The organism is Brachybacterium saurashtrense (assembly GCF_003355475.1).
In the GTDB taxonomy this organism is placed as follows: Bacteria; Actinomycetota; Actinomycetes; order Actinomycetales; family Dermabacteraceae; genus Brachybacterium; species Brachybacterium saurashtrense.
Genome location: NZ_CP031356.1, coordinates 3,382,513 through 3,402,711, shown reverse-complemented (window position 1 = coordinate 3,402,711; position 20,199 = coordinate 3,382,513). Strand labels below are relative to the sequence as shown.

At 74.4% G+C, this 20,199-nt stretch carries 19 protein-coding genes; 12 read left to right on the top strand and 7 right to left on the bottom strand.

Translation table 11 applies throughout. From position 1 onward, the window contains the following. Positions 1–50: 50 nt before the first annotated feature. Positions 51–986, bottom strand: coding sequence for a serine hydrolase domain-containing protein (locus tag DWV08_RS15300; protein ID WP_115415063.1), 936 nt, complete (start codon positions 984–986; stop codon positions 51–53). Between the two features lie 208 nt (positions 987–1,194). Between DWV08_RS15300 and DWV08_RS15295 the strand changes: the two genes are divergently transcribed. From DWV08_RS15295 to DWV08_RS15285, 3 genes are read left to right on the top strand one after another with little or no spacing between them, the layout of a single operon-like run. Next, complete coding sequence (locus DWV08_RS15295) at positions 1,195–2,259, top strand: efflux RND transporter periplasmic adaptor subunit (RefSeq protein ID WP_115414590.1); 1,065 nt, start codon at positions 1,195–1,197, stop codon at positions 2,257–2,259. Next, entirely contained in the window at positions 2,256–3,098 is an 843-nt protein-coding gene (locus tag DWV08_RS15290) for an ABC transporter ATP-binding protein (RefSeq protein ID WP_338142901.1), read from the top strand. The genes DWV08_RS15295 and DWV08_RS15290 overlap by 4 nt, the downstream gene beginning before the upstream one ends. Then, positions 3,095–4,360 carry an ABC transporter permease gene (locus DWV08_RS15285; protein WP_115414588.1) on the top strand — a complete coding sequence of 422 codons (1,266 nt, stop codon included), beginning with the start codon at positions 3,095–3,097 and terminating at the stop codon, positions 4,358–4,360. Before DWV08_RS15290 ends, DWV08_RS15285 begins: the two co-directional genes overlap by 4 nt. A gap of 22 nt (positions 4,361–4,382) precedes the next feature. On the opposite strand, the gene DWV08_RS15280 is transcribed toward DWV08_RS15285, so the two are convergent. Then, the gene (locus DWV08_RS15280) at positions 4,383–5,426 is read right to left on the bottom strand and encodes a CAAX protease (RefSeq protein ID WP_115414587.1); all 1,044 of its coding nucleotides are present in this window, start codon (positions 5,424–5,426) and stop codon (positions 4,383–4,385) included. Positions 5,427–5,598: 172 nt separating this feature from the next. Between DWV08_RS15280 and DWV08_RS15275 the strand changes: the two genes are divergently transcribed. After that, a complete protein-coding gene (locus DWV08_RS15275; RefSeq protein ID WP_115414586.1) occupies positions 5,599–6,009 on the top strand; it encodes a VOC family protein in 411 nt (136 codons plus the stop codon). 22 nt (positions 6,010–6,031) lie between these two features. Here the strand turns inward: DWV08_RS15275 and DWV08_RS15270 are convergent, their stop codons facing one another. Together DWV08_RS15270 and DWV08_RS15265 are read right to left on the bottom strand one after the other, a co-directional pair. Continuing rightward, the gene (locus DWV08_RS15270; protein ID WP_115414585.1) at positions 6,032–6,268 is read right to left on the bottom strand and encodes a hypothetical protein; all 237 of its coding nucleotides are present in this window, start codon (positions 6,266–6,268) and stop codon (positions 6,032–6,034) included. A 134-nt stretch (positions 6,269–6,402) separates the two neighbouring features. Further along, positions 6,403–7,290: a sigma-70 family RNA polymerase sigma factor gene (locus DWV08_RS15265; protein ID WP_115414584.1), complete on the bottom strand. Its 888-nt coding sequence runs from the start codon at positions 7,288–7,290 to the stop codon at positions 6,403–6,405. A gap of 134 nt (positions 7,291–7,424) precedes the next feature. Here DWV08_RS15265 and DWV08_RS17375 point away from each other — a divergent pair, with 134 nt between their 5' ends. Both DWV08_RS17375 and DWV08_RS15255 read left to right on the top strand, forming a co-directional pair. Then, the gene (locus tag DWV08_RS17375) at positions 7,425–8,849 is read left to right on the top strand and encodes a hypothetical protein (protein ID WP_338142900.1); all 1,425 of its coding nucleotides are present in this window, start codon (positions 7,425–7,427) and stop codon (positions 8,847–8,849) included. A gap of 282 nt (positions 8,850–9,131) precedes the next feature. Continuing rightward, positions 9,132–9,614 carry a DUF2087 domain-containing protein gene (locus DWV08_RS15255; protein ID WP_115414583.1) on the top strand — a complete coding sequence of 161 codons (483 nt, stop codon included), beginning with the start codon at positions 9,132–9,134 and terminating at the stop codon, positions 9,612–9,614. 37 nt (positions 9,615–9,651) lie between these two features. Here DWV08_RS15255 and DWV08_RS16845 read toward each other — a convergent pair whose 3' ends face one another. Then, entirely contained in the window at positions 9,652–10,122 is a 471-nt protein-coding gene (locus DWV08_RS16845) for a hypothetical protein (protein WP_127097500.1), read from the bottom strand. Positions 10,123–10,217: 95 nt separating this feature from the next. On the opposite strand from DWV08_RS16845, the gene DWV08_RS15245 reads away from it, so the two are divergent. After that, a complete protein-coding gene (locus tag DWV08_RS15245) occupies positions 10,218–10,724 on the top strand; it encodes a GNAT family N-acetyltransferase (protein WP_241237337.1) in 507 nt (168 codons plus the stop codon). Here DWV08_RS15245 and DWV08_RS15240 read toward each other — a convergent pair. Further along, complete coding sequence (locus tag DWV08_RS15240) at positions 10,669–11,769, bottom strand: erythromycin esterase family protein (RefSeq protein ID WP_115414581.1); 1,101 nt, start codon at positions 11,767–11,769, stop codon at positions 10,669–10,671. The two genes, DWV08_RS15245 and DWV08_RS15240, sit on opposite strands and share 56 nt — an antisense overlap. A 139-nt stretch (positions 11,770–11,908) precedes the next feature. After that, positions 11,909–14,527, bottom strand: coding sequence for an FAD/NAD(P)-binding protein (locus DWV08_RS15235; protein WP_115414580.1), 2,619 nt, complete (start codon positions 14,525–14,527; stop codon positions 11,909–11,911). A 147-nt stretch (positions 14,528–14,674) separates the two neighbouring features. On the opposite strand from DWV08_RS15235, the gene DWV08_RS15230 reads away from it, so the two are divergent. The 5 genes from DWV08_RS15230 to DWV08_RS15210 are packed head-to-tail and all read left to right on the top strand — an operon-like array spanning position 14,675 to position 19,986. Beyond that, the gene (locus DWV08_RS15230) at positions 14,675–15,679 is read left to right on the top strand and encodes an amino acid ABC transporter permease (protein WP_115414579.1); all 1,005 of its coding nucleotides are present in this window, start codon (positions 14,675–14,677) and stop codon (positions 15,677–15,679) included. Continuing rightward, positions 15,676–16,656 carry an amino acid ABC transporter ATP-binding protein gene (locus DWV08_RS15225; protein ID WP_115414578.1) on the top strand — a complete coding sequence of 327 codons (981 nt, stop codon included), beginning with the start codon at positions 15,676–15,678 and terminating at the stop codon, positions 16,654–16,656. Before DWV08_RS15230 ends, DWV08_RS15225 begins: the two co-directional genes overlap by 4 nt. Then, positions 16,653–17,648: a transporter substrate-binding domain-containing protein gene (locus DWV08_RS15220; protein ID WP_115414577.1), complete on the top strand. Its 996-nt coding sequence runs from the start codon at positions 16,653–16,655 to the stop codon at positions 17,646–17,648. The genes DWV08_RS15225 and DWV08_RS15220 overlap by 4 nt, the downstream gene beginning before the upstream one ends. After that, positions 17,645–18,649: an LLM class flavin-dependent oxidoreductase gene (locus DWV08_RS15215; protein WP_115414576.1), complete on the top strand. Its 1,005-nt coding sequence runs from the start codon at positions 17,645–17,647 to the stop codon at positions 18,647–18,649. Before DWV08_RS15220 ends, DWV08_RS15215 begins: the two co-directional genes overlap by 4 nt. Next, positions 18,646–19,986, top strand: a complete 1,341-nt coding sequence (locus tag DWV08_RS15210) for an LLM class flavin-dependent oxidoreductase (protein ID WP_241237336.1) — start codon at positions 18,646–18,648, stop codon at positions 19,984–19,986. The genes DWV08_RS15215 and DWV08_RS15210 overlap by 4 nt, the downstream gene beginning before the upstream one ends. The last annotated feature ends 213 nt before the right edge of the window (positions 19,987–20,199 follow it).

Below are 20,199 nucleotides of genomic sequence, written 5' to 3'. Positions count from 1 at the left end.
CCCCGTCGGACCGGCGCGCGCAGACGGCCCTCGCCCGCCCCGCGCCGCCGTCACAGCAGCGGCAGCAGCTCCTCCCACACGGCGCGGAGGATCTCCGCCGCACCGCGGCCCTCGAGTCGGGAGGTGACGGTGAGGACGGCCTGCTGCGCGGGCATGACGACGAGCAGCTGGCCGAGCGCGCCGTCGGCCCGCCAGATGCCCTCGGGGGTGCAGTCCCACACCCCGAGGCCGTAGCGGGCGCCCTCCGGCTCCGGCTCGCCGGTGGCGACCCAGCTGTCCGGGGCGTGCAGGGCGTCGACCCAGGCGGCGGGCACGAGCTGGGTCCCGTCGTGCGCGCCCCGCTGCAGCAGCAGGCGACCGATCCGTGCGAGCTGGCCGCTCTTCAGGTGCAGCCCGGTCGCGCCCCAGGTGTGCCCGTCGCGCGTGGTGTGCCACTGCGGGTTGAGGATCCCCAGCGGCTCGAACAGACGCGGCATCAGCCAGTCCCGCATCGTCGTGCCGGTGCGCTCGCCGATCACGCGGGAGAGCAGGAAGATCGAGCCGTTGGAGTACTCCCACCTCTCCCCCGGCGCGGCGGCGAGGTCGGTGCGCAGCAGCAGCGCGGTGAGGTCCTCGTGCTCGCGCTCGCCGTCGGCGAAGCCCAGCACCGGGGAGGTGGAGGTCATGGTGAGCAGGTGCCGCAGCCGCACCTGGTCCACGCCGCGGCCGTAGCCGCCGCCGGGTGCCGGGAGGTGGTCGACGAGCAGGTCCTCGGGGTCGAGCAGCCCCTCCTGGGCGGCGATGCCCACGGCGAGCGCGGTGACCGTCTTGGAGACGGAGTAGACGTTCTCGACCGTGTCCTCGCCGAAGCGGTGGCTGAGCTCCTCGTGGCCGGCGCGGTGCAGGTGGAGCGCCCGCACGCCGAGGTCGCGCTCGAGGATCCTCTGGCGCAGCGGGAGCAGCAGGAGCGGGTCGGGCACGGCGGGACTGGCGGCATCGTCGGTCATGGTCCGACGGTACGCCCGCATCAGACCACGGGACCATCCCTCTGCGCAGGATCTCCACCGAAGTCGGTGGTCACGGCGCTCCGTCGGGACACACTGGACAGCTCGCGACCGCCGTCGCCCTCCCCGCGCGCGCCCTCCTCCGAGGCGGGCACGGCCCTGCTTCCCCCGTCCCCGTCGGCACCGTCGTCGACCCGATCGAAAGGCGCCCATGGACGCCCTGCGCCGCTACGTCTTCCCCGTGATCTGGATGCTGATCCTCGGCCTCATCGCCCTGGCACTGGTGAAGATGGCCTTCTTCCCCTCCGGCGCGGATGCGGCGCAGGAGGATCCGCAGTCCCCCACCGCCGAGTTCGACCAGTACGCCGTGGTCCCCGTCGAGACCGGCGATCTCTCCTCCGAGCTGGTGCTGGCGGCGATGGTCCAGCCCGATGCCGGCACCCCCCTGAAGGCCACGGCCGACGGAGAGATCAACCGGATCTGGCTGCACAACGGCGATCACGTCGAGAAGGGACAGCGCATCCTGCAGGTGCGCCAGGTGGTCGAGCCCGAGGTCCTCGAGATGCCGGAGGAGCCGATCGAGGGGGACGAGACCGCGGCGGCCGCGGCGCCGCAGGCACCCGCCGCCGAGTACCGGTACCTGAACCTCGTGGCCACCGCGACCGGGACCCTCAGCGGGATGGAGGTCGCCGAGTGGGACGGTCTCGCCACGGGCGATGCCGTCGCCACGATCTCCCCCGGCACCAACTCGATCGTCGCGGACCTCACCCCCGAGCAGCAGCTGTCCCTGCTGGACGTCGACCTGACGGCCACCGCCGCGCTGCCCGCCTCCCAGGACCCCGTCACCTGCGGCGCCCCCGCCATCACCGAGGACGCCGAGGTGGAGCGGCCCAAGGCCCCGCAGGGCGAGATCGACCCCTTCACCGGTGAGCCGCTCTCCTCCGGGGGTGCGGTCTCCGCCGCGCAGCTGACCTGCCCCGTGCCCGCCGAGGAGCGCGTGGTCCCGGGGCTCGGCGTCGAGGTGACCGTGGATCTCGGCTCCCGCACCGGCGTGCTCACCGTGCCCACCACCGCCGTGGAGGGCGAGGGCGCTTCCGGCACCGTCTACGCGATCGACGAGGAGACCGGAGAGCCGATGCCGCTCTCGGTCACCCTCGGCATGCGCGGCGAGGGCACCGTGGAGATCACCGGAGGGCTCGAAGAGGGCCAGGAGATCCTCCAGTTCGCTCCCGGCGTCGACGGCGAGCACGACCTGCACGGCGTGGACACCTGGTGAACGCGCCCCTGCTCGAGCTGCGCGACCTGCGCCGCTCCGTGCGCCTGCCCAGCCGGGAGGAGCTGCACATCCTGCGCGGCATCGACCTGAGCGTCGAGTCCGGCGACCATGTCGCGATCGTCGGGCGCTCCGGCTCCGGCAAGACCACGCTGCTGAACCTGCTGGGCCTGATCGACCACCAGACCGGCGGCGAGCTGCTGTTCGACGGGCTGGACGTCTCCCGCCTGGGCGACCGACGGCGTGCCCGCCTGCGCGGCGCCTCGATCGGCTTCGTGTTCCAGCAGTTCAACCTGCTCGACGGGCGCACTGCGCTCGAGAACGTGATGATGCCGCTGATGTACGGCAGCGCCGGGCAGTTCTGGCGGCGCGAGAAGCTCGCCCTGGAGATGCTCGAACGGGTGGGCCTGGCAGATCGGGCCCAGCAGCTGCCCTCCCGTCTCTCGGGCGGCGAGCAGCAGCGCGTGGCGGTGGCCCGCGCCCTGGTGCGCAGGCCGCGACTGATCCTGGCGGACGAGCCCACCGGCGCCCTCGACGTCACCACCGGCGAGGCCGTGATGGCGCTGCTGGACGAGATCGCCCGCGAGTCGGAGGCGGCACTGGTGACCATCACCCACGACCTCCAGGTCGCCGCGCTCTCCCGGCGCTCCTTCCTGCTCGACGAGGGAACCCTCCACGACGTCCGCAGCGATCACGCGCGCGAGGCGCTCTCGGCGACCGTCGGCCTTCGCGCCGGCCGCGAGGCCGTCGCCGCTCCACCGGCCGGCACCGCCCCGTCGGCCCGCACCTCCCCGCCGGCCGACGCCGCACGGACCGCACCCCTCCAGGAGACCCAGGCATGACCGGATTCCTCGCCTCGATCGTCGAGGCCTACGGCGAGCTGCGGGTGCACAAGGGCCGCATCCTGCTGTCCCTGATCGGGGTCGCGTTCTCCGTGTTCGCGCTGACCGTCGTGATGGGTGCGGGCGGGATGCTCGGCGGCGCGCTGCAGCAGTCCATGGAGAAGAGCAGCGGGCGGGACACCCTGCTGTCCATCCAGCCGCTCGGCGGCATGGACTACAGCATCGATGCGGAGGGCAACATCGTCGAGCAGTCCTCGGGCTCGGCGAAGGAGGTCACCCCTGCGGAGCAGGACGCGATCGTGCTCGAGCAGCTGGACCGACTCGGCATCACCCAGCGCAGCCGCCAGGCCTACGTGAGCACCCGCATCCAGACCCCGCAGGGCGTGGTGAGCACCGAGCTGACCGGGGTGGATCCCGCCTACGGGGCGATGTACCGCGTCCAGATCGCCGAGGGGCGCTGGCTCGCGGACTCCGATCACCGACGCCTGGCACCCGCGCTCGTGGTGAACCAGCCGCTGTACGAGCAGCTGGGCCGCCCCGACCTCGGCACCGAGACCATCACGCTGTACGGCCAGAGCGGCACCCGCGAGAAGGAGATCGCGACCGTGGTGGGCGTGATGGTCGCGGATCCCTCCACGGACTGGGCCCCGCAGGCGTACCTCGCCGTGGGCGGGATCGCCGCGGTGCCGGGGGTCGATCCGAGCGTGTCGACGACATCGCAGTACCTCGCCTGGGTCCCGCCCGAGCAGGGCGAGGAGGTGCGCCAGCACCTCGCCCAGCGGCTCTCGGACACGGCGGCCGGATCCTTCGAGGTGCACCCGACCTCGTTCGGCATGGAGCAGATGCAGGTGTTCTCGATGTTCGGCTACGCGATCGCGGGGGTGGCCGTGGTGATCCTGCTGCTGGGCGCGATGGGCCTGGTGAACATCTCCCTGGTGACGGTGCGCTACCGGGTGCGGGAGATCGGGATCCGCCGCTCCTACGGCGCCACCGGCGGGCGGATCTTCGTCGGAGTGCTGATGGAGTCCGTGGTCGCCACGGTGATCGCCGGAGCGGTCGGCGTGGCGGCGGCGGTGGCGCTGGTGAAGGCACCGTTCGTGACCGACGTCTTCACCCGGGCCGGCCTGGTGGACCTGCCACCGTTCCCGGTGGGCGCGGTGATCACGGGCCTCGCCGCGGCGACCGCAGTGGGCGTGCTCGCGGGCGCCCTGCCCGCGCTGATCGCCACCCGCATCCGGGTGATCGACGCGATCCGCAGCTGAGGAGGCCCCGCCTCGGAGGCCGTCAGAACGGGACGGGCTCCGGGGCCGGCTGGTCCGTGCCGCGAGAGACGGGCTGCAGCAGCCCGATGCCCTCCCGGGAGCTGATCCACAGAAGGCTCGCTCCGGCCAGCACCAGCAGCGCCACCGCCGCGCCGACCCCACCGGCGAGCGCGGCGCCCCCGGCCTGTGCGGCGGTCTCGGTGAGCGCGGCCGAGGAGGTGCCGGGGGCGGCGGCCGCGGCGTTCAGCGCGGCGGCCCCCGCGCCGGCCCCGGTCCCGGCGCCGACGGCGGAGACCAGGTGGGAGGCGATCATGACGGTCGCGCTCAGCACGATCGGCAGCTCCAGGCCACCGGTCTTCCAGGCCAGCACCGCGGCGGTGAGGGCGAGAGCGAGGGCCGGCACCACCACGGCGGCGGTGAGCTCACGACCGATCAGCACCACCGCGGTGGCGGCGAGGAACGCCGGCACGGGGGAGCGCAGCCAGGTGCCGACGGCCTGCATCACCGCGCCGCGCAGGGTCATCTCCAGACCGATCGCCTGCAGCGGGGCGAGGACCAGCACCACCACCGTGACCAGCAGCAGCTGCGGCACCGAGGCCCCCGCAGCGGCGGAGCCGCCGCCTGTCCCCGCGAGCGCCCCGGCGACCGCGGCGACCGCGACCACCGCTGCGCCCATCGCGGCGCCCCAGGCCCCGTAGGGGCCCAGCAGCTCTCTCCGCACGCGCGCCGCGACGGACCAGATCGTGCCCAGCGGACGCCACCCGCCGAAACGCACCCCGATCATCCCGGCGGGCACCCATGCCGCCCCCATCGCGAGCGCCAGCGTGACGTCGAGAGGGCTGGTCGGGTCGCCGCTGGCCACACCGAGGGTGACGTTCTCACCGGGCACGAGAGCCAGCACCAGGATCGCCAGCACCAGCACCACGGAGATCAGCACGAGGTAGGCGAGGAACGCCGCGCCGAGGGTCAGCAGCGGCGTGTGCCACCTCGCCCAGGCGGGTCGCACCGTCGCGAGACGGTGGAAGGGGACGGACCGCTGGGCGGGGGTGTCGGTGTGAGTGCTCATGGCGTGCTCAACTCTAGAGGGTGCCGGTCAGGGCGCCGTCCAGGCCAGTGCGGCGCCCGCGGGAGCGGGGCCGGACCAGCGGGCACGGCAGGGGTTCCGCGGGTCGCACCCCGGTGCCAGGATGGTGGTCACAGCGGCCTCGCCCCGGGGCCCCACCCCTCGAGGAGACGGCATGTTCAGCTCCACCCCCTACATCGCATTCCCCGGCAACGCCCGCGAGGCGCTCGAGTACTACCGGGACGTGTTCGGCGGCACGCTCGACCTCATGACCTACGACGGGATGGAGGGCCTGCCCTTCACGCCGCCGCCTGGAGTGGTGGCCCACGCCCAGCTGCATGGCGGCCTGGTCACCCTCGCCGGCGGCGACGACCTCGGCGGGGCGCCGCGGCCGCTGTCCGATTCGGCGTACTCGCTGCTGGTGATGCCGGAGTCCGTCGAGGCGGCGCGGACGCTGATCGAGCGGATCGAGGCCGACGGCGGCACCCGCGGGATGCCCTTCGAGCAGGCGCCCTGGGGCGATCACTACGGCCAGGTCACCGATCGCTTCGGGGTGATGTGGCAGGTGAACGTCTCCGCCGCCTGAGCACCGCTCTCGGGGCGCTCCGTCAGTCCTCCGGCAGGGCGGCGAAGGCGGCCTTCGTGTCGTGGTACCAGCCCAGCGACTGCTTGGGGTGCAGCCACCGGAACTTCATCTCCTGGCGGGCCTCGCGGTGGGTCTCGTCCCCGGCCTTGACGGCCTCCTTGAGGTGCCCGTCCTGGGCCTGGATCACCTCGTCGGCGGTGGCGCCGCGGTGGCCGAGCTCGCAGGGGCCGCCCAGCTGGCGGCAGGTCATGGTCTTCATCGGATCGTCCTTCTGGTCGGTGCCATCGGTGTCGCGGGAACTGCTGCGGTCACCCTCTCGACGCCCGGCGGCGCGGGAGTGTGACAGCGGCGCGGGTCCGATGCGGCGCGGTCCGGGCGCCGCACCGGCCGGTCTCAGCGCGGGGAGGGCCCGTCGCGCCGCACCACCCGGTCGAGGACGGCGGGATCGGCGCGGAACACGATGCTCGCCACCCGTCCGCCCGCCACGGTGACGTCGAACAGCACCCGCGCCTGCCCGCGATGGAACCAGGCCGCGCCCGGGCGTCCGTCCACGCTCACGGCGAGCGCCGCATGGGCCGCGCCGTCGAAGAACGCGGCGATGTCGGTGCGGCCGTCGAGCGCCTCGGGGGTGCCGGCCGCGATCGCGGCGGCGTCCGCCCGCACCACGGCGTCCGGCGTGAGCAGGGCCAGCAGGCGGGTGAGGTCGCCGCCGCGCGACGCGGCCATGAAGGCGTCCACCACCTCCCAGTCCGCCAGCGGATCCTCGGGGCGGGGCTGGGAGACCTTCGCCCGGGCGCGGGAGGCGAGCTTGCGCGCGTTCTGCACGCTGGTGCCCAGCGCCGCGGCGATGGTGGCGAACTCGAACCCGAAGCTGTCGTGCATCACGAAGGCGACCCGTTCGTTCGGGGTGAGGCGGTCCAGCACCGCCTGCAGGGCCACGCCCACCGTCTCGGCGAGGGCGAGCTGCTCTGCCGGGTCCGGCTCGGCCGCGTCCGCGACGCTCTCCTCCTCGGGCTCGGGCTCGGGCACGCGCCGGCGCAGCCGGTCAAGGCACAGCCGGGTGGTGACGGTGGTGAGCCAGGCGGGGAGGTTCTCCACCTCCTGGGCGGTGGAGTCCAGCCGCAGCCAGGCCTGCTGGACGATGTCCTGCGCCTCGTCGGGGTCGCCCAGGATCCTGGTGGCGAGGGCGAGCAGGCGGGGCCGCTCTTCCTCGAGGCGGCCGGCGAGCGCGTCCCGCGACGCGGGCGGCGCCGACGGGGACTGCGAATGCGGGGACTCCATGGGCCCATCCTTCCCTGCGCGCCGCCGGCCGTCATGCCTGCGGCTCCTGCCTCCTCGACGCGGCACGGCAGCCGGACGTGACAGGCGCCGGCACGGGCGCGGTGAGGGGCGGGTCGGGCAGGTACCGTCTCGCCATGAGCACCGCCGCCCTGCCGGCCGCCGTCGCACGGCTCGCCCCCACCGCCACGTACACCGAGGTCGAGCAGCTGCTGCGCGCCGCGGGCTGGTCCGATGCCGGCGCCGGGGACTGGGCCGTCGCCCTCGCCTCCCCGGACGGCGCGCTCGCGGCGCGGATCAGTCCCTTCGACCCCGTGGGCCCGTACACCGCGCGGCTCTACGAGGAGGCGGCCGCGAGCGGGGCCGTACCCCGCCTGGACCTGCATCGTCGGCTCGCCGGCGGTGCGGATCTGCAGATCATGGAGTTCCTGCATCCCGTCGGCGGGGCGGAGGCGGCGAGGTTCCTGGAGCAGGTGGCCCGCGGGGTGGGAGAGCTCGACGCGCTCTCCGCCGCCGTCCACCGGATCCACGCCGCGGCCCGCGCGGAGCTGCCCTGGTGCGGGCCGCTGGACACCAACCCCTCGAACGTGCGGCGCCGGGGCGACGGGGAGCTCGTCCTGACCGATCCGTTCTACGCCGACGGCCCAGCCCTGTACGAGATGGCGCACGAGGCCCCGGCACGCTTCGTCACCACGCTCCCGCCGGAGCAGCGCCGGCACCTCACGGAGATCCCCCTCGCGGAGTCGGGGCCGTGGCCGCACCAGGAGCGGGAGGCGCTGCGCGTGCGCCTGCAGCGGGCGGACCGGGACCGCCCGGCCGAGGCGCTGATCGCCGAGGCCGCGGTCGCCGACGTGGACGGCTGGGGCTTCGACTGGCTCGAGGGCCGCGCCACCGAGGAGCGTCCGGGATGGGGCTACGCCGGCCTGCTCGCCGAGGCGGTGGCCGGCGCCGAGGTCGCGCTCGACCTGGACACCGGCGGCGGGGAGGTGCTGGGCGGGTGCCCGCGCCTGGCGCGGGACCAGCACGTCACCGAGGGGTGGCCGCCGAACGTGCGGCGCGCCCGGGAACTGCTCGGCCCCCGCGGGGTCACCGTGCACGACACCGCGCCGGGTGCCCCGCTCCCGCTCGCGGACGCTGCGGCGGACCTGGTCACCTCCCGCCACCCGGTCGCCCCGGACTTCCCCCAGATCGCGCGGGTGCTCGCCCCGGGCGGGCAGTACCTCGCCCAGCACGTGGGCCCCTCCTCCGCGTTCGCGCTGATCGAGGCGGTGCACGGGCCGACCACGGCCGCGCAGCGCCGCGGCCGCCACCCGGCCGACGAGGCCGCGGCGGCGGAGGCGGCAGGGCTGGAGATCCTCGAGCTGCGGGAGGCGAGGCTGCGGATGGAGTTCTTCGACATCGGCGCCGTCACCTGGATCCTGCGCAAGTGCCCGTGGTGGGTGCCGGGCTTCTCGGTCGAGACCCACCGGGCGCAGCTGCTCGAGGTAGACCGGATCATCCGCCGCGACGGCGCGTTCGTCGCCCACTCCACGCGGCACCTGATGCGGGCGCGGAAGCGCTGAGGGGCACCGCCCGCCCCTGTTGATCGACGAGAAGTACCAGAATGGTGGTACTTCTCGTCGATCAACCTGCCGTCATCGTCGACGTCGTCGATGTTCCGTTCCAGAGGGGTTGACCAGATCGTCGACGGCCCTGCCACGGTCAGCGGCATATGCGGAACGTCGGGCCGGGACCTGTGGCCACGCCGTGCGGTCCGTCGCGCCCTGCAGTCCGTGGCGCCCTGTGGTCCGACGCGCCGCGTGCCATCCTGGGCACTCCCCCTCGACGACGGAAGCAGGTCCTCCATGTCCACGCCCCGCGATCTGAGCACGCCCCTGGGCCGTGCTCGGATGCTGTTCGCGATGCTCTCGGTCCCGAAGCTCCGCGAGGGGCTCGGGGCGCGTCTCCTCGGGACGGGCGGTGCGCAGTCGCCGGACGTGGCGGGGCCGCTGTCGCGCCTGGACTGGCTGGGGGCGGACGGTGAGGTGGACCTCCCGGCGCTGCAGGAGGTCACCGACGCGCTCACGCTGATGCGCTCCTCGGAGGCGATCCTCGAGGTGGGCCGGCTGGACGGGATCCCGGTGAAGACCGAGGAGTCACGCGAGGTCAGCGGACGGATCGCGCGGATCGTCTTCGAGAGGGTGGGCCGGGAGCGTGTGCTCACCGAGGCGGAGCTGAACGCGGCGATCGCGATGTTCGCCGCGGACGTCGCGCTGGTGCGGCGGGATGCCGTCGATGCCGGGGTGCTGGCCCGCACTGCCGACGGGACCGCCTACCGGCTCGCCTGACGATCCGGCGGCCGACGGGCCCCGCGCGCGCCGCGGTTCAGCGCCCGAGGTTCCTCAGCAGGATGCGCAGCGGCCGCAGGATCATCGGGATGATGAAGAACAGGAAGAACCAGGGGAAGCCCCCGCCGAATCCGTCCCGGAAGATCATCCCGATGACGACGAGCATCACGAGCACCGGAACCGCCAGCTTCACGATCTGCAGGAGCGGCCCCTTGATGCCGTCCTCGTCGGCAGAGGAGGAACCCCGACCGTCGGAGTCGCTCATCGTCTCCCGGCTGAACTCGGGCGCCATGCCCTCGGCATCCAGCGGCCTCGCGGAGCGGCCCTGCGGCGCTGACGGCGCGCCGTCGGAGGCGAAGTCCGAGGACGGCTGCGTCGAGAAGTCGGAGGAGAAATCGGACGAGGACGTCGAACGCGCGGAAGAGTCACCGCCGCCGCGGTCCGTGCCGCCCAGCCAGCTCGGGTCCCCACCCGGCCCGTGATCGTCGTTCCCCCATCGCGATGCCATGGGGCCATGGTAGCGACGTCGCCCCGGGGGCACTGGGTCACGTTGCTCGGAACGGTCGAACTCCGAGCGGCCCGGCAGCGGAGTACCGTCCACTCGTGACCGAACTCCGCATCGTCCCGCTCGACGAAGACACCGCAGCGCTGCTGACCAGGGCCTCCCCCACCTGGGCCGCGGCCCTCCCTGCCTGGCGCACGAGCATGATGACGGGGCGCAGCACCCTGCTGGTCGCACTCGCACGCGACCGCCCCGTCGACGCCCGGCACGGCACCCCCTCGACGACCCGGCCCTCCGCGGTCGGCGTCGCGCAGCTGGTCCACGCCGACGTTCCCGAGGTCTGCAACGTCGGCGTGCTGGAGAGTCGCCGGGGGCACGGGGTCGGCACCGCGCTGATGGCGGAGGCGGAGCGCCGAGCACGGCCCGCCGACAGACTGCGGCTGAACGTCGGGCTGGACAACCCCGCGGCCCGACGCCTCTACGAGCGACTGGGCTATCGGCCGACGGGCGAACTGCAGACCACCACGTACGACTACGTCGACGCCTGCGGCGTCACCCGCGCCGCCACCGAGACGAGCGAGTGGATGGAGAAGCACCTCCTGCGGTGACGTCGGCCGTGGACTCGGGCAGCATCGCGAGAGCGTCGAAGTCACTGCTGGGCCGCTGCACCTCGAAGGTCGCGCGCACCTGCGCCGGATCGGAGAACACAGAAGTGTCGATCTGCCAGCCGAGGAATCGTCGCGGCCCTGCATGTGTGAACTCTGCCGTGGTCACGAAATCGGCGCCGAGGGCGTGCAGGGTCGCATCGGTGGTGCCCGGACGGAGCATCGGCAGCCGGACGGCGCGGTAGCCGGTGTCCCCTGTCGAGGGATCGACCGCCCGCGCCGTCCCCTCACCGCACATCACCCCGACAGGGAGGTATCGAGCGCCGAGCACGTCCGCGAGCACCCGCCCCATGCTCGGGCCACCGAAGTTGTCCGGAACGCGCGCGATGTGCTCGTTGTGCGCCCACACGACGGTGATCCCTCGCTCGGGCAGCGTCTCGAGCAGGTTGTGAGCCATGTGCGTATCGCGACGGTGCAGGCGCTCGAGGTCCGGCGCCGCCCAGTAGGTGTCGAGATGTCGATGCAGGTTCCTCGCCAGGTCGACCGTCCGGGTGTCGCTCTCGTGCTCGAGAGCGGCGCAGAGGGCGTCGAGGGTGCTGACCGCCTCGGCGGTGAGCGGACGGCGGTCGGCGACGTCGCGGATCAGTGGGTGGTCGTGCCCGAGGTCGAGCAGGCCGCCGGCGGTGCGGTACGGCGCGGAGATGTCGATCCCCAGGCCTCGGGGGCGACGGTCCGGCGCGATGGTCGAGGCGAGAACCGCCAGGCGGCCGAGCCCTTCGCTGATCGTCGCGGTGCGCCAGAGCGAGCTGGCGGCCGCCAGATAGTCATCGATCGGTCCTCCGTGCCGGAGTGCCCGGTCCAGGTGCCGACCGGCCACGAGAGAGTCCTCGATCGCGAGTGCGCCCAGCAGCCCACGCCGCGCGAGCTCCTGGATGATCTCGAGCTTCCAGGCGAAGGCGTTCGCACTGCCGTGGGTGGGCTCGCCGAGGCCGAGCACCGTGTCCCCGCCGAGCAGAGGCAGCAGTCGGTCCAGTCCAGCGGCGGGCATGGCCACATGATGGCACTGCAGCGGGGGCGCATGGCGCACGCGAGAGCGCCGGTCGAGCAACGCCCCTCAGACCCCGCAGGCCCGAGGTCGGGCGTTCATCCCCACCCCCGGCACGCGCCGGGGAGGTCGTCGCCGCCGCTCAGGCCGCGCGCACCTGCGCGGCGCGGCGCAGGCCCAGCTCCTCCCGGGTGCACCACCCGCTGAACAGACCGGCCCCCGGCTCGAGCTCCCGGCCCTCGGCGAGGGTGCCCACGCGCACGGGCTCGTAGCCGATGCGGTGCAGCAGCTGTGCGACGGCGGCGGCCGCCTGCGGGTCGTCGGCGGCGAGCGCGATCGCCCGCCGCACGGTGTCGCCGTCGGGGCGTCCGTGCTCCTCCACATCGTGGTAGCCGATGTGGTTGAGGGTCTTGACCAGCCGTGCGCCGGGGAGGTGGGCGGCCAGCAGCTCGCTGGTGGAGAGCTCCGCCTCCGTGTCGCCGAGGGTCTCGCGGGCGGCGGCGACCGCCGCGGCGTCCGCCTCGCCCCAGGGATTGGTCGCATCGATCACCACGGCGCCGTCCAGGGCCGACGGGTCGAGGGACAGCGCCACGTGCAGGGGCACCGTGAGGGCGACGACGTCGCTGGCGGCGGTGAGCTCCGCGAGGTCGACGGCCCGGGCGCCCGGCAGCGTCGCGGACAGCGCGGCGGCCGGTGCCCGGCCGGTGACCTGCACCTCGACACCGCGGCGCAGTGCGGTGCGGGCCAGGGCGCGGCCGATCTTCCCCGGCCCGAGCACGCCCAGCCGCGGCGCCCGCGGGCTGCGCGGGCTGCGGTCCGTCGCCCGCTCGGGCTCCGCGGCGTCCTCCCGCACCGTGGTCACCGCGGTCAGGGCGGCCGCGGCAGTCGCGGCGGTCGCGGTGGTCGCAGCGGTCACAGCACCGTCGTGCCCCGATGCCGGCGAGAGCCGCGCCTCCCCCCGGTGCAGCGCCGCCTCCAGCAGCACGCGTGCGAGGGCGTCGTTGCGGCGGTGGCAGGGCGCATTGGTGTGCGGGCGCGCGAAGGCGCCGATCGGCAGCTCGGAGGTCCAGGGACCCACCGCCCACAGGGACGGCCGCGCCGTGCCGTCGGGGGCGATCACCCGGTGCCCGGCGTCGACCTCGAGCGCCCCGGGCGTCGCGGCGGACTCCCGGCCCACGGCGTCCTCGCCCCCGGCGACGAGGTTGCGCAGCAGCGGATTGGTGGACTCGGCCAGCGAGGGCTCGGGCAGAAAGGCATCGACCAGCGCGTCGGCGGTGACCTGCACGCCGGCGGCGCCGCGGGCGGTGAACCGACCGGTGGTCTCCTCGGCGGTGACGTGCACGCGCGGGCCCAGGAATCGCAGCACGCCGGCGCGCTCGAGGGCGAGCATCTGGTGCAGGCGGTGCGGCGGCGGGCCGGAGTCCACGAAGCTGAACAGGGAGTGCCACCAGCGGGGGTAGGCCCCGCCCGCCCCTCCGCGCAGGCGGGTGGCGGGCAGCTGGTCCACGAGCACGCCGTGCAGGCGCAGCAGCAGCTGGAACAGGGCGCGGGCGGGGGTGACGTCCCCCCGGGTGCGCGCGTGCAGGTCCTGCTCGATGTGGCGCACCACCGCGTCGCGGGTGACCTGCGGATGCGCCTCCCCCTCGAGCCAGGCCAGCGGATCGTCCAGCCAGGCCAGGGGCTCCTCGCCGGGCGCGGCGAGCGGCGCCCCGGGCACCTGGCGGTGGATCTCGGCGGCGATCAGCGGCACCACGTCGGAGCGGAAGTCGAGCAGGCCGTCGGCGTCCTCCCGGGCCGCCAGCGCCGCCGGGGTGACGTGCGCGAGCTCGCCGAGGCCGGCGTCGGCGCCCTCGTCGCGCACCTTGGAGTGGTAGGGCACGCCGCGGCGCGATCCCGCCCACAGGCGCGGCTCGCGGCCCGAGGGGCGGTAGGCGAGACGGTCCGGCTCCCCCGGCTGCGGGTCGGCGACGAACTCGCCGCCGCGGCCCTCGGTGAGCAGCGCCATGAGGTCCACGAAGGCGAGCCCCATCCCGCGCACGATCACGTCCTGCCCGGGCGCGAGCTGCGCGAGCGGCACGTCGGAGGCCTGGGCGGGGGCGAGGTAGGTGCCGCCGTGCCGCCGGGCGAAGGCCGCCAGCCGGTGGCGGGCGGCGGAGGGGCGGGCATCGGTGTGGCCGGCGGCCAGCAGCAGCAGGTCCGCGGACAGGGCGTCGCGGTCCTCGAGCTCGACGCTCCACCCCTCCCCCGCGCGGCGCACGGCGGTGGCGGTGGTGCGGTGCACGGTGACGGTGACGGCGGTGGGCAGGGCGGCGAGCACCTGGCCGAAGAACCACTCGAGGTAGAGGGCCTGCACGCGGCGGCTGGCGAAGTGCTCGGGCTGCAGCGCCTCGATCTCGGCGAGGCGGGCGGTGCCGGAGGTGGGGGCCTCGATGGTGCCGCGCCGGATCCCCTCGGCCCATTCGGCGAGCGAGGGGCCGGCGCGCACGGGGCCCTCGATCTCGACGGTGGGGTCGGTGTGGATGGAGACGTCCGCGGCGCGGGAGTTCATCAGCAGCAGCGGGCTCTCCTCGGCCCGCCAGATGCGGCCGGCGCCGGGCATGTGCGGGTCGATCACGTCCACGTGCAGCGGGGTGCGCTGGAGGCGGGCGGCCTGCGGGGGCTGCGCGGCGCTCGCGGCGAGCCGCTCGAGCACGCCGATCGCGCGGGGGCCGCCGCCGACGAGGACGAGCCGGGTGCTCGGGGCCGTGATCCGGGAGGTCATCCGTGGGGGATCCCTTCTGAGGTGCGTCTGTGTCGCAGGACGACAACCCATAGTCGTCACCTTGCATGTCCATTAGATTCGCTTATATCGTCGGGCCTCGCAAGTGATGACCGCCGGTCGATTCACACCCCGTCACGGAAGGCACCCATGACCTCCTCGCTGCTCACTCCCGGGTCCACGCGTCCCACGCCCTCGGCCGCGCCGGGGACGTCGTGCCCGCAGGAGCGGCCCGAGGCCGAGGACCTCTCCGCCCTGCGCGTGGTGCCGGCCAGGCACCCCGGCCGGGTCGCGCTGGCCGTCCTCGTCGGCCTCGTGGTCGCCGCGGTGCTGTTCTCCTTCGTCACCAACCCGCGCTGGGAGTGGGGCGTGGTGGCACGCTGGTTCCTGGCCGAATCCATCGTCGACGGGCTGCTGGAGACGCTGAAGCTCACGGTCGCCGCCGGCGCCGTCGGCTTCGGGCTGGGGCTCGTGCTCGCCCTCATGCGGCTGTCGAAGTCCGGGATCGTCTCCGGCGTGAGCTGGACCTTCTCCTGGATCTTCCGCTCCACGCCGCTGCTGGTGCAGCTGCTGCTCTGGTACAACCTCGGCTACCTCTACGAGCGCATCACGCTGGGGATCCCGCTGACGGACGTCACCCTCGTCGACGCCCGCACCAGCGATCTGATGACCCCGATGCTCGCGGCGATCCTGGGCCTGGGCCTGCACCAGGCCGCCTACGCGGCCGAGCTCATCCGCGGCGGCATCCTCTCGGTGGACCAGGGCCAGCTCGAGGCCGCCGGCGCACTGGGCATCCCCGCCCGCGACCGCTCGCTGCGGATCGTGCTGCCCCAGGCGATGCGGGCCATCCTCCCGCCCGCCTTCAACGAGATCATCGGCCTGGTCAAGGGCACCTCGATCGTGTACGTGCTCGCCCACGCCGAGCTGTTCTTCACCGTCCAGCTGATCTACGGGCGCACCCAGGAGGTGCTGCCGATGCTGCTGGTCGCCACGCTCTGGTACGTGGTGATCACCTCGGCGCTCTCGATCGGCCAGTACTACATCGAGCGGCACTACTCCAAGGGCGCGCTGCGCACCCTGCCGCCCACCCCGCTGCAGGCGCTGCGCGCCCGCTTCGCCCGCCGCCGTCCCACCGCCGCAGGAGTCCCCGCATGAGCGCCCTCACCGCCCTGCTGCACCGCTCGCGCCGCCCGGCCGGCCCTGCCGCCCGCCCCGCCCCGGGCGCCGGGACCGCCGCCGGCACCGCGACCGCCCCGGAGGGTTCCGGTCCCGCCCCGGCCGACGCCCCCGCCCGCGGGGGCCTCGTCGAGATCCGCGCCGTGCGCAAGTCCTTCGGCGATCTCGAGGTGCTGCGCGGCATCGACCTGCGCGTCGAGCCCGGCGAGGTCACCGCCGTGCTGGGGCCCTCCGGCTCCGGCAAGTCCACGCTGCTGCGCACCATCAACCACCTGGAGACGATCGATGCCGGCCTGATCACCGTGGACGGCGAGGTGATCGGCTATCGCCGCGAGGGGAACCTGCTGCACGAGCTGCACGAGCACGAGGTGCTCCGCCAGCGCACCGCGATCGGGATGGTGTTCCAGAGCTTCAACCTCTTCGCCCACATGACGGCGCTGGCGAACGTCGCCGAGGCGCCGCGGCGGGCTCTCGGGGTGCCGAGGCGTCAGGCCGAGGCCCGGGCGCGGGAGCTGCTGGAGCTGGTGGGGCTCGCGGACAAGGCCGCGGTGTACCCGCGGCAGCTCTCCGGCGGGCAGCAGCAGCGGGTCGCGATCGCCCGCGCCCTCGCCCTGCGCCCCAAGGTGCTGCTGTTCGACGAGCCCACCAGCGCCCTGGACCCCGAGCTGGTCGAGGAGGTGCTCGCGGTGATCCGCTCCCTCGCCCGCGCCGGGACCACGCTCGTGATCGTCACCCACGAGATCTCCTTCGCCCGCGACGTCGCCGACACGGTGGTGTTCATGGACCAGGGACAGATCGTCGAACAGGGCCCTCCCGGCGAGGTGCTCGACGCGCCCCGCCACCCCCGCACCCGCGCGTTCCTGCAGCGCGTGCGCCCCGAGGAGTCGCCGGCCGGACACACCGCCGGCGCCTCCGCCCACAACTCCACCCACCCCCAGCCCGAGGACCGCACATGACCTCCTTCTCCCTCACCCGCCGCCGCCTGGCGGCCTCCGGCCTGCTGCTGCCCGCCGCGCTGCTCGCCGCCTGCTCCGATCCCGCCCCCGCCGCGACCGGCGGCAGCGGGGACTCCGCCTCCGGGGCGTCCGACGGGGGCGGGGCGACCGCCGGCGGGATCGACACCACCGGCACGCAGGAGCTGATCCGCTCGAGCCTCGACGAGGCCGCCGCCTCCCAGCTGCCCCGGGAGATCGCCGACTCCGGCGTGCTGCGCGTGGGCATCAACGGCACCAGCAGCGCCCCGCTCTCCTTCCTCGCCGACGACAACGAGACCTACATCGGCTCCGAGATCGACATCGCCCGGATCGTCGCCGACGCGCTGGGCCTCGAGCTGGAGCTGAAGCTCACCACCTGGGAGAACTGGCCCTTGAAGCTCGAGTCCGGGGACTTCGACGTGGTCCACTCGAACATCGGCGTCAACGCGGAGAGGCTGGAGAAGTTCGACTTCGCCTCCTACCGCGCCGCCTACATGTCCTTCCTGGTCCGCTCCGGTGCGGACTTCTGGCTGGAGGACGCCGAGTCGCTCAGCGGGCGGATCATCGCCGTGGGCGCCAACACCAACCAGGAGCGGATCCTCACCGACTGGAACGCGGAGCTGGAGGCCGCCGGGCAGGAGCCCGCCGCGCTGAAGCACTACTCCACCGATGCGGACACGCTGCTGGCGCTGGGGGCGGGCCGCGTGGACGGCTACCTCTCCCCTTACGCCTCGCTCAGCTTCATCGCCGCGCGCCGCGACGACGTGGAGCTGCAGGGCCGGATCAACGCCGGCTGGCCGGACGAGACGCTGGTCGCCGCCACCTTCGCCCGCGGCAGCGGGCTGGCCGCGCCGTACGCGGCGGCGCTGAACGCCGTGATCGCCGACGGCACCTACGCGCAGGTCCTCGAGCGGTGGCAGATCACCGACGAGGCCCTCACCGAATCCCGCGTCCACACGAAGGAGACCCCGTGACCGCCCCCGCCCCCCGTCCCGCCCCCGCGGCCGAGACCGCCCCCACGGCGACGACCGCGCCTGCCGAGACCGGCGGCGCCCCGGACGGCGCCGGCCCCGAGGCGGGCCCGCCCGTCCTCGCGGTGGACCTGGTGACCGCGCCGTCCCTGCTGGAGGGCCTGGCCGAGCTGGCCCGCGGCCTGGAGAGCGCCGGCGCCGGCGCACTCACCCTGAGCGACGGCGGCCTGCACCCGATCCACCTCGCGGCGCATCTCGCCCCGCTCACCGAGCAGATCGCGCTGCTGCCGCGCACCGACGCGCTGTACGTCGAGCCGTTCCACCTGGCCACGCAGCTGATGAGCCTGGACCACCTCAGCGACGGGCGGGCCGGCTGGCTGCTGCAGGCCGAGACCGATCCGGCGGTGCCCGCCGCCGTGGGCCGCGAAGTGCTGGGCCTGGAGGCCTCCGCCCGTGAGGCGGCCGACGTGCTGGGCGCGGTGCGTGCGGTGTGGGACTCCTGGGCCCCGGACGCCGTGGTGCGCGACACCGAGCGCGGCGTCTACGTGGACGCATCCCGGCTCCAGTACGCCGACGTGGAGGCCGAGACCTTCGCGGTGCGCGGCCCGGCGATCACGCCCCGCTCCCCGCAGGGGCTGCTGCCCGTGCTGGTCGCGGACACCGACCGGGCGGCGGCCGGCGAGCGCGTCGCCGGCGAGCTCGCCGACGCCCGGGCGCTGGACGTGGACGTCTCCGTCGGCGCCCGCCCGGAGCGGATCGCGGCGCAGATCGCCGCGGCCGGGCCTGTCGGGCTCGTGCGCCTGGTGGGTCTGGACCTGGAGGCCGACCCGCTCGGCACCGTCGCCCAGCTCGTCGGCGCCCTGCGCGGCCGGGGGCTGATCGCCGAGGCGCCCTCCCACGGCAGCACGCTCCGCACCCGGCTGGGCCTGCCCGCCGCACCGTTCCAGCCCGATCCCGCACGGCGCGCCGACCGCGCTCGTCTCTCCCGCGAGGAGGCCGCATGACCACCGCACAGCTCTCGTCCCCGACCACGGGCCCGGCCAAGCATCCCCTGCACCCGGCGCACACCCCCACCGGGCAGCTCGCCTTCGGAGTGTTCTTCCAGGGCGTGAACTCCTCGACCATCTGGCGCCTTCCCGAGAGCGGCGACCAGGTGGCCTTCGAGTCCTTCGAGACCCTGGCCCGCACCGCGGAGCGGGGACGCTTCGCGGCGTTCTTCCTCGGCGAGGGGCTGCGGCTGCGGGAGCACCGGGGCGTGCCCTTCGAGCTCGACGTGGCCGGCCGGCCCGACGCGCAGACGCTGCTCGCGGCGCTCGCCGGCGTCACCGAGCACATCGGCCTGGTCGCCACGCAGAACACCACCTACAACGACCCCGTCGACCTCGCCCGCCGCCTGCAGACCCTCGATCTGCTCTCCGGCGGCCGGGCCGGGTGGAACGTGGTCACCACCGACAACGCCTGGACCGGGGAGAACTTCCGCCGCGGCGGCTACCTCGACCACGCGGACAGGTACGTCCACGCCGAGGCGTTCGTGCAGGTCGCCGAGCAGTACTGGCGCGGCGCACCGATCGCGCACGACGGCGCCCACTACTCGGTGCGCGCCCAGGGCGAGCTGCCGCGCTCCGCGCAGGGCCGGCCGGTGCTGTTCCAGGCCGGGGCCTCCCCCGCCGGGCAGGACTTCGCCGCCCGCACCGCGGACGTGATCTTCTCGCCGCACGGCACGCTGGAGGCGGCCAGCGAGTTCCGCCGCGCGATCGTGGAGCGCACGGTGGCGGCGGGCCGCGACCCGGGCAGCGTGAAGATCCTGCCCGGCGCCGAGATCATCCTCGCCGCCACCGAGGCGGAGGCGGAGGAGAAGGTGCGCTGGGTGCGGGACCTGCAGATCGGCCCGGAGCAGGCGATCGCGCTGCTGGAGCAGTACTGGGGCCGTGACCTCTCCGCCTTCGACCCGGACGGTCCGCTGCCGGACGTGCCGCCGGAGGTGAGCGAGTCGGGGGTGACCCGCGGGGCCGGCTTCCAGTTCGCGAAGGCGGAGGAGCTCACGCGCTCCTGGCGGGAGGAGGCCGCGGCCAAGGGGCTCTCGATCCTCGAGTTCGCCCGGGCGAAGTCCGGGGCGCGCCGCGGGGAGTTCACCGGCAGCTACGACGCCGTGGCGGATCGCCTGGCGGAGTTCGCACGGATGGGCGCGATCGACGGCCTGAACATCACGCCCTGGCTGGTCCCCTCGGGGATCGACGACATCGTGGACCACCTCGTGCCCCGGCTGCAGGAGCGGGGCGTGTACCCCGCCGAGTACGCGGGCTCCACGCTGCGGGAGAACCTGGGCCTGCCGCCGGTGTGACCGGCGGGGCGGGGCGGGGCCGGGACGGCCCGGACGCCGCAGCCAGCCCGGGCGTCGCAGCCAACCCAGAAATGTCAGCCCACGATCGATGCCGGGCGCCGCATCGATCGTGGGCTGACAAAACTCCGCCGCCGGAACGCCCGGGCGCTGGGCCGCCGCGCAGCCGGGCCGCCGACCCGGCGAGCCGCAGACCCGCTGATCGCCGGGCGCGAA

Bases quoted from the DNA above. Each gene is read 5' to 3' on its own strand.
- DWV08_RS15280 (WP_115414587.1), bottom strand. From the start codon at position 5,426: ATGAGCACTCACACCGACACCCCCGCCCAGCGGTCCGTCCCCTTCCAC.
- DWV08_RS16845 (WP_127097500.1), bottom strand. From the start codon at position 10,122: ATGGCATCGCGATGGGGGAACGACGATCACGGGCCGGGTGGGGACCCG.
- DWV08_RS15255 (WP_115414583.1), top strand. From the start codon at position 9,132: ATGTCCACGCCCCGCGATCTGAGCACGCCCCTGGGCCGTGCTCGGATG.
- DWV08_RS15210 (WP_241237336.1), top strand. From the start codon at position 18,646: ATGACCACCGCACAGCTCTCGTCCCCGACCACGGGCCCGGCCAAGCAT.
- DWV08_RS15230 (WP_115414579.1), top strand. From the start codon at position 14,675: ATGACCTCCTCGCTGCTCACTCCCGGGTCCACGCGTCCCACGCCCTCG.
- DWV08_RS17375 (WP_338142900.1), top strand. From the start codon at position 7,425: ATGAGCACCGCCGCCCTGCCGGCCGCCGTCGCACGGCTCGCCCCCACC.
- DWV08_RS15295 (WP_115414590.1), top strand. From the start codon at position 1,195: ATGGACGCCCTGCGCCGCTACGTCTTCCCCGTGATCTGGATGCTGATC.
- DWV08_RS15285 (WP_115414588.1), top strand. From the start codon at position 3,095: ATGACCGGATTCCTCGCCTCGATCGTCGAGGCCTACGGCGAGCTGCGG.
- DWV08_RS15270 (WP_115414585.1), bottom strand. From the start codon at position 6,268: ATGAAGACCATGACCTGCCGCCAGCTGGGCGGCCCCTGCGAGCTCGGC.
- DWV08_RS15275 (WP_115414586.1), top strand. From the start codon at position 5,599: ATGTTCAGCTCCACCCCCTACATCGCATTCCCCGGCAACGCCCGCGAG.
- DWV08_RS15240 (WP_115414581.1), bottom strand. From the start codon at position 11,769: ATGCCCGCCGCTGGACTGGACCGACTGCTGCCTCTGCTCGGCGGGGAC.
- DWV08_RS15300 (WP_115415063.1), bottom strand. From the start codon at position 986: ATGACCGACGATGCCGCCAGTCCCGCCGTGCCCGACCCGCTCCTGCTG.
- DWV08_RS15225 (WP_115414578.1), top strand. From the start codon at position 15,676: ATGAGCGCCCTCACCGCCCTGCTGCACCGCTCGCGCCGCCCGGCCGGC.
- DWV08_RS15220 (WP_115414577.1), top strand. From the start codon at position 16,653: ATGACCTCCTTCTCCCTCACCCGCCGCCGCCTGGCGGCCTCCGGCCTG.
- DWV08_RS15265 (WP_115414584.1), bottom strand. From the start codon at position 7,290: ATGGAGTCCCCGCATTCGCAGTCCCCGTCGGCGCCGCCCGCGTCGCGG.
- DWV08_RS15235 (WP_115414580.1), bottom strand. From the start codon at position 14,527: ATGACCTCCCGGATCACGGCCCCGAGCACCCGGCTCGTCCTCGTCGGC.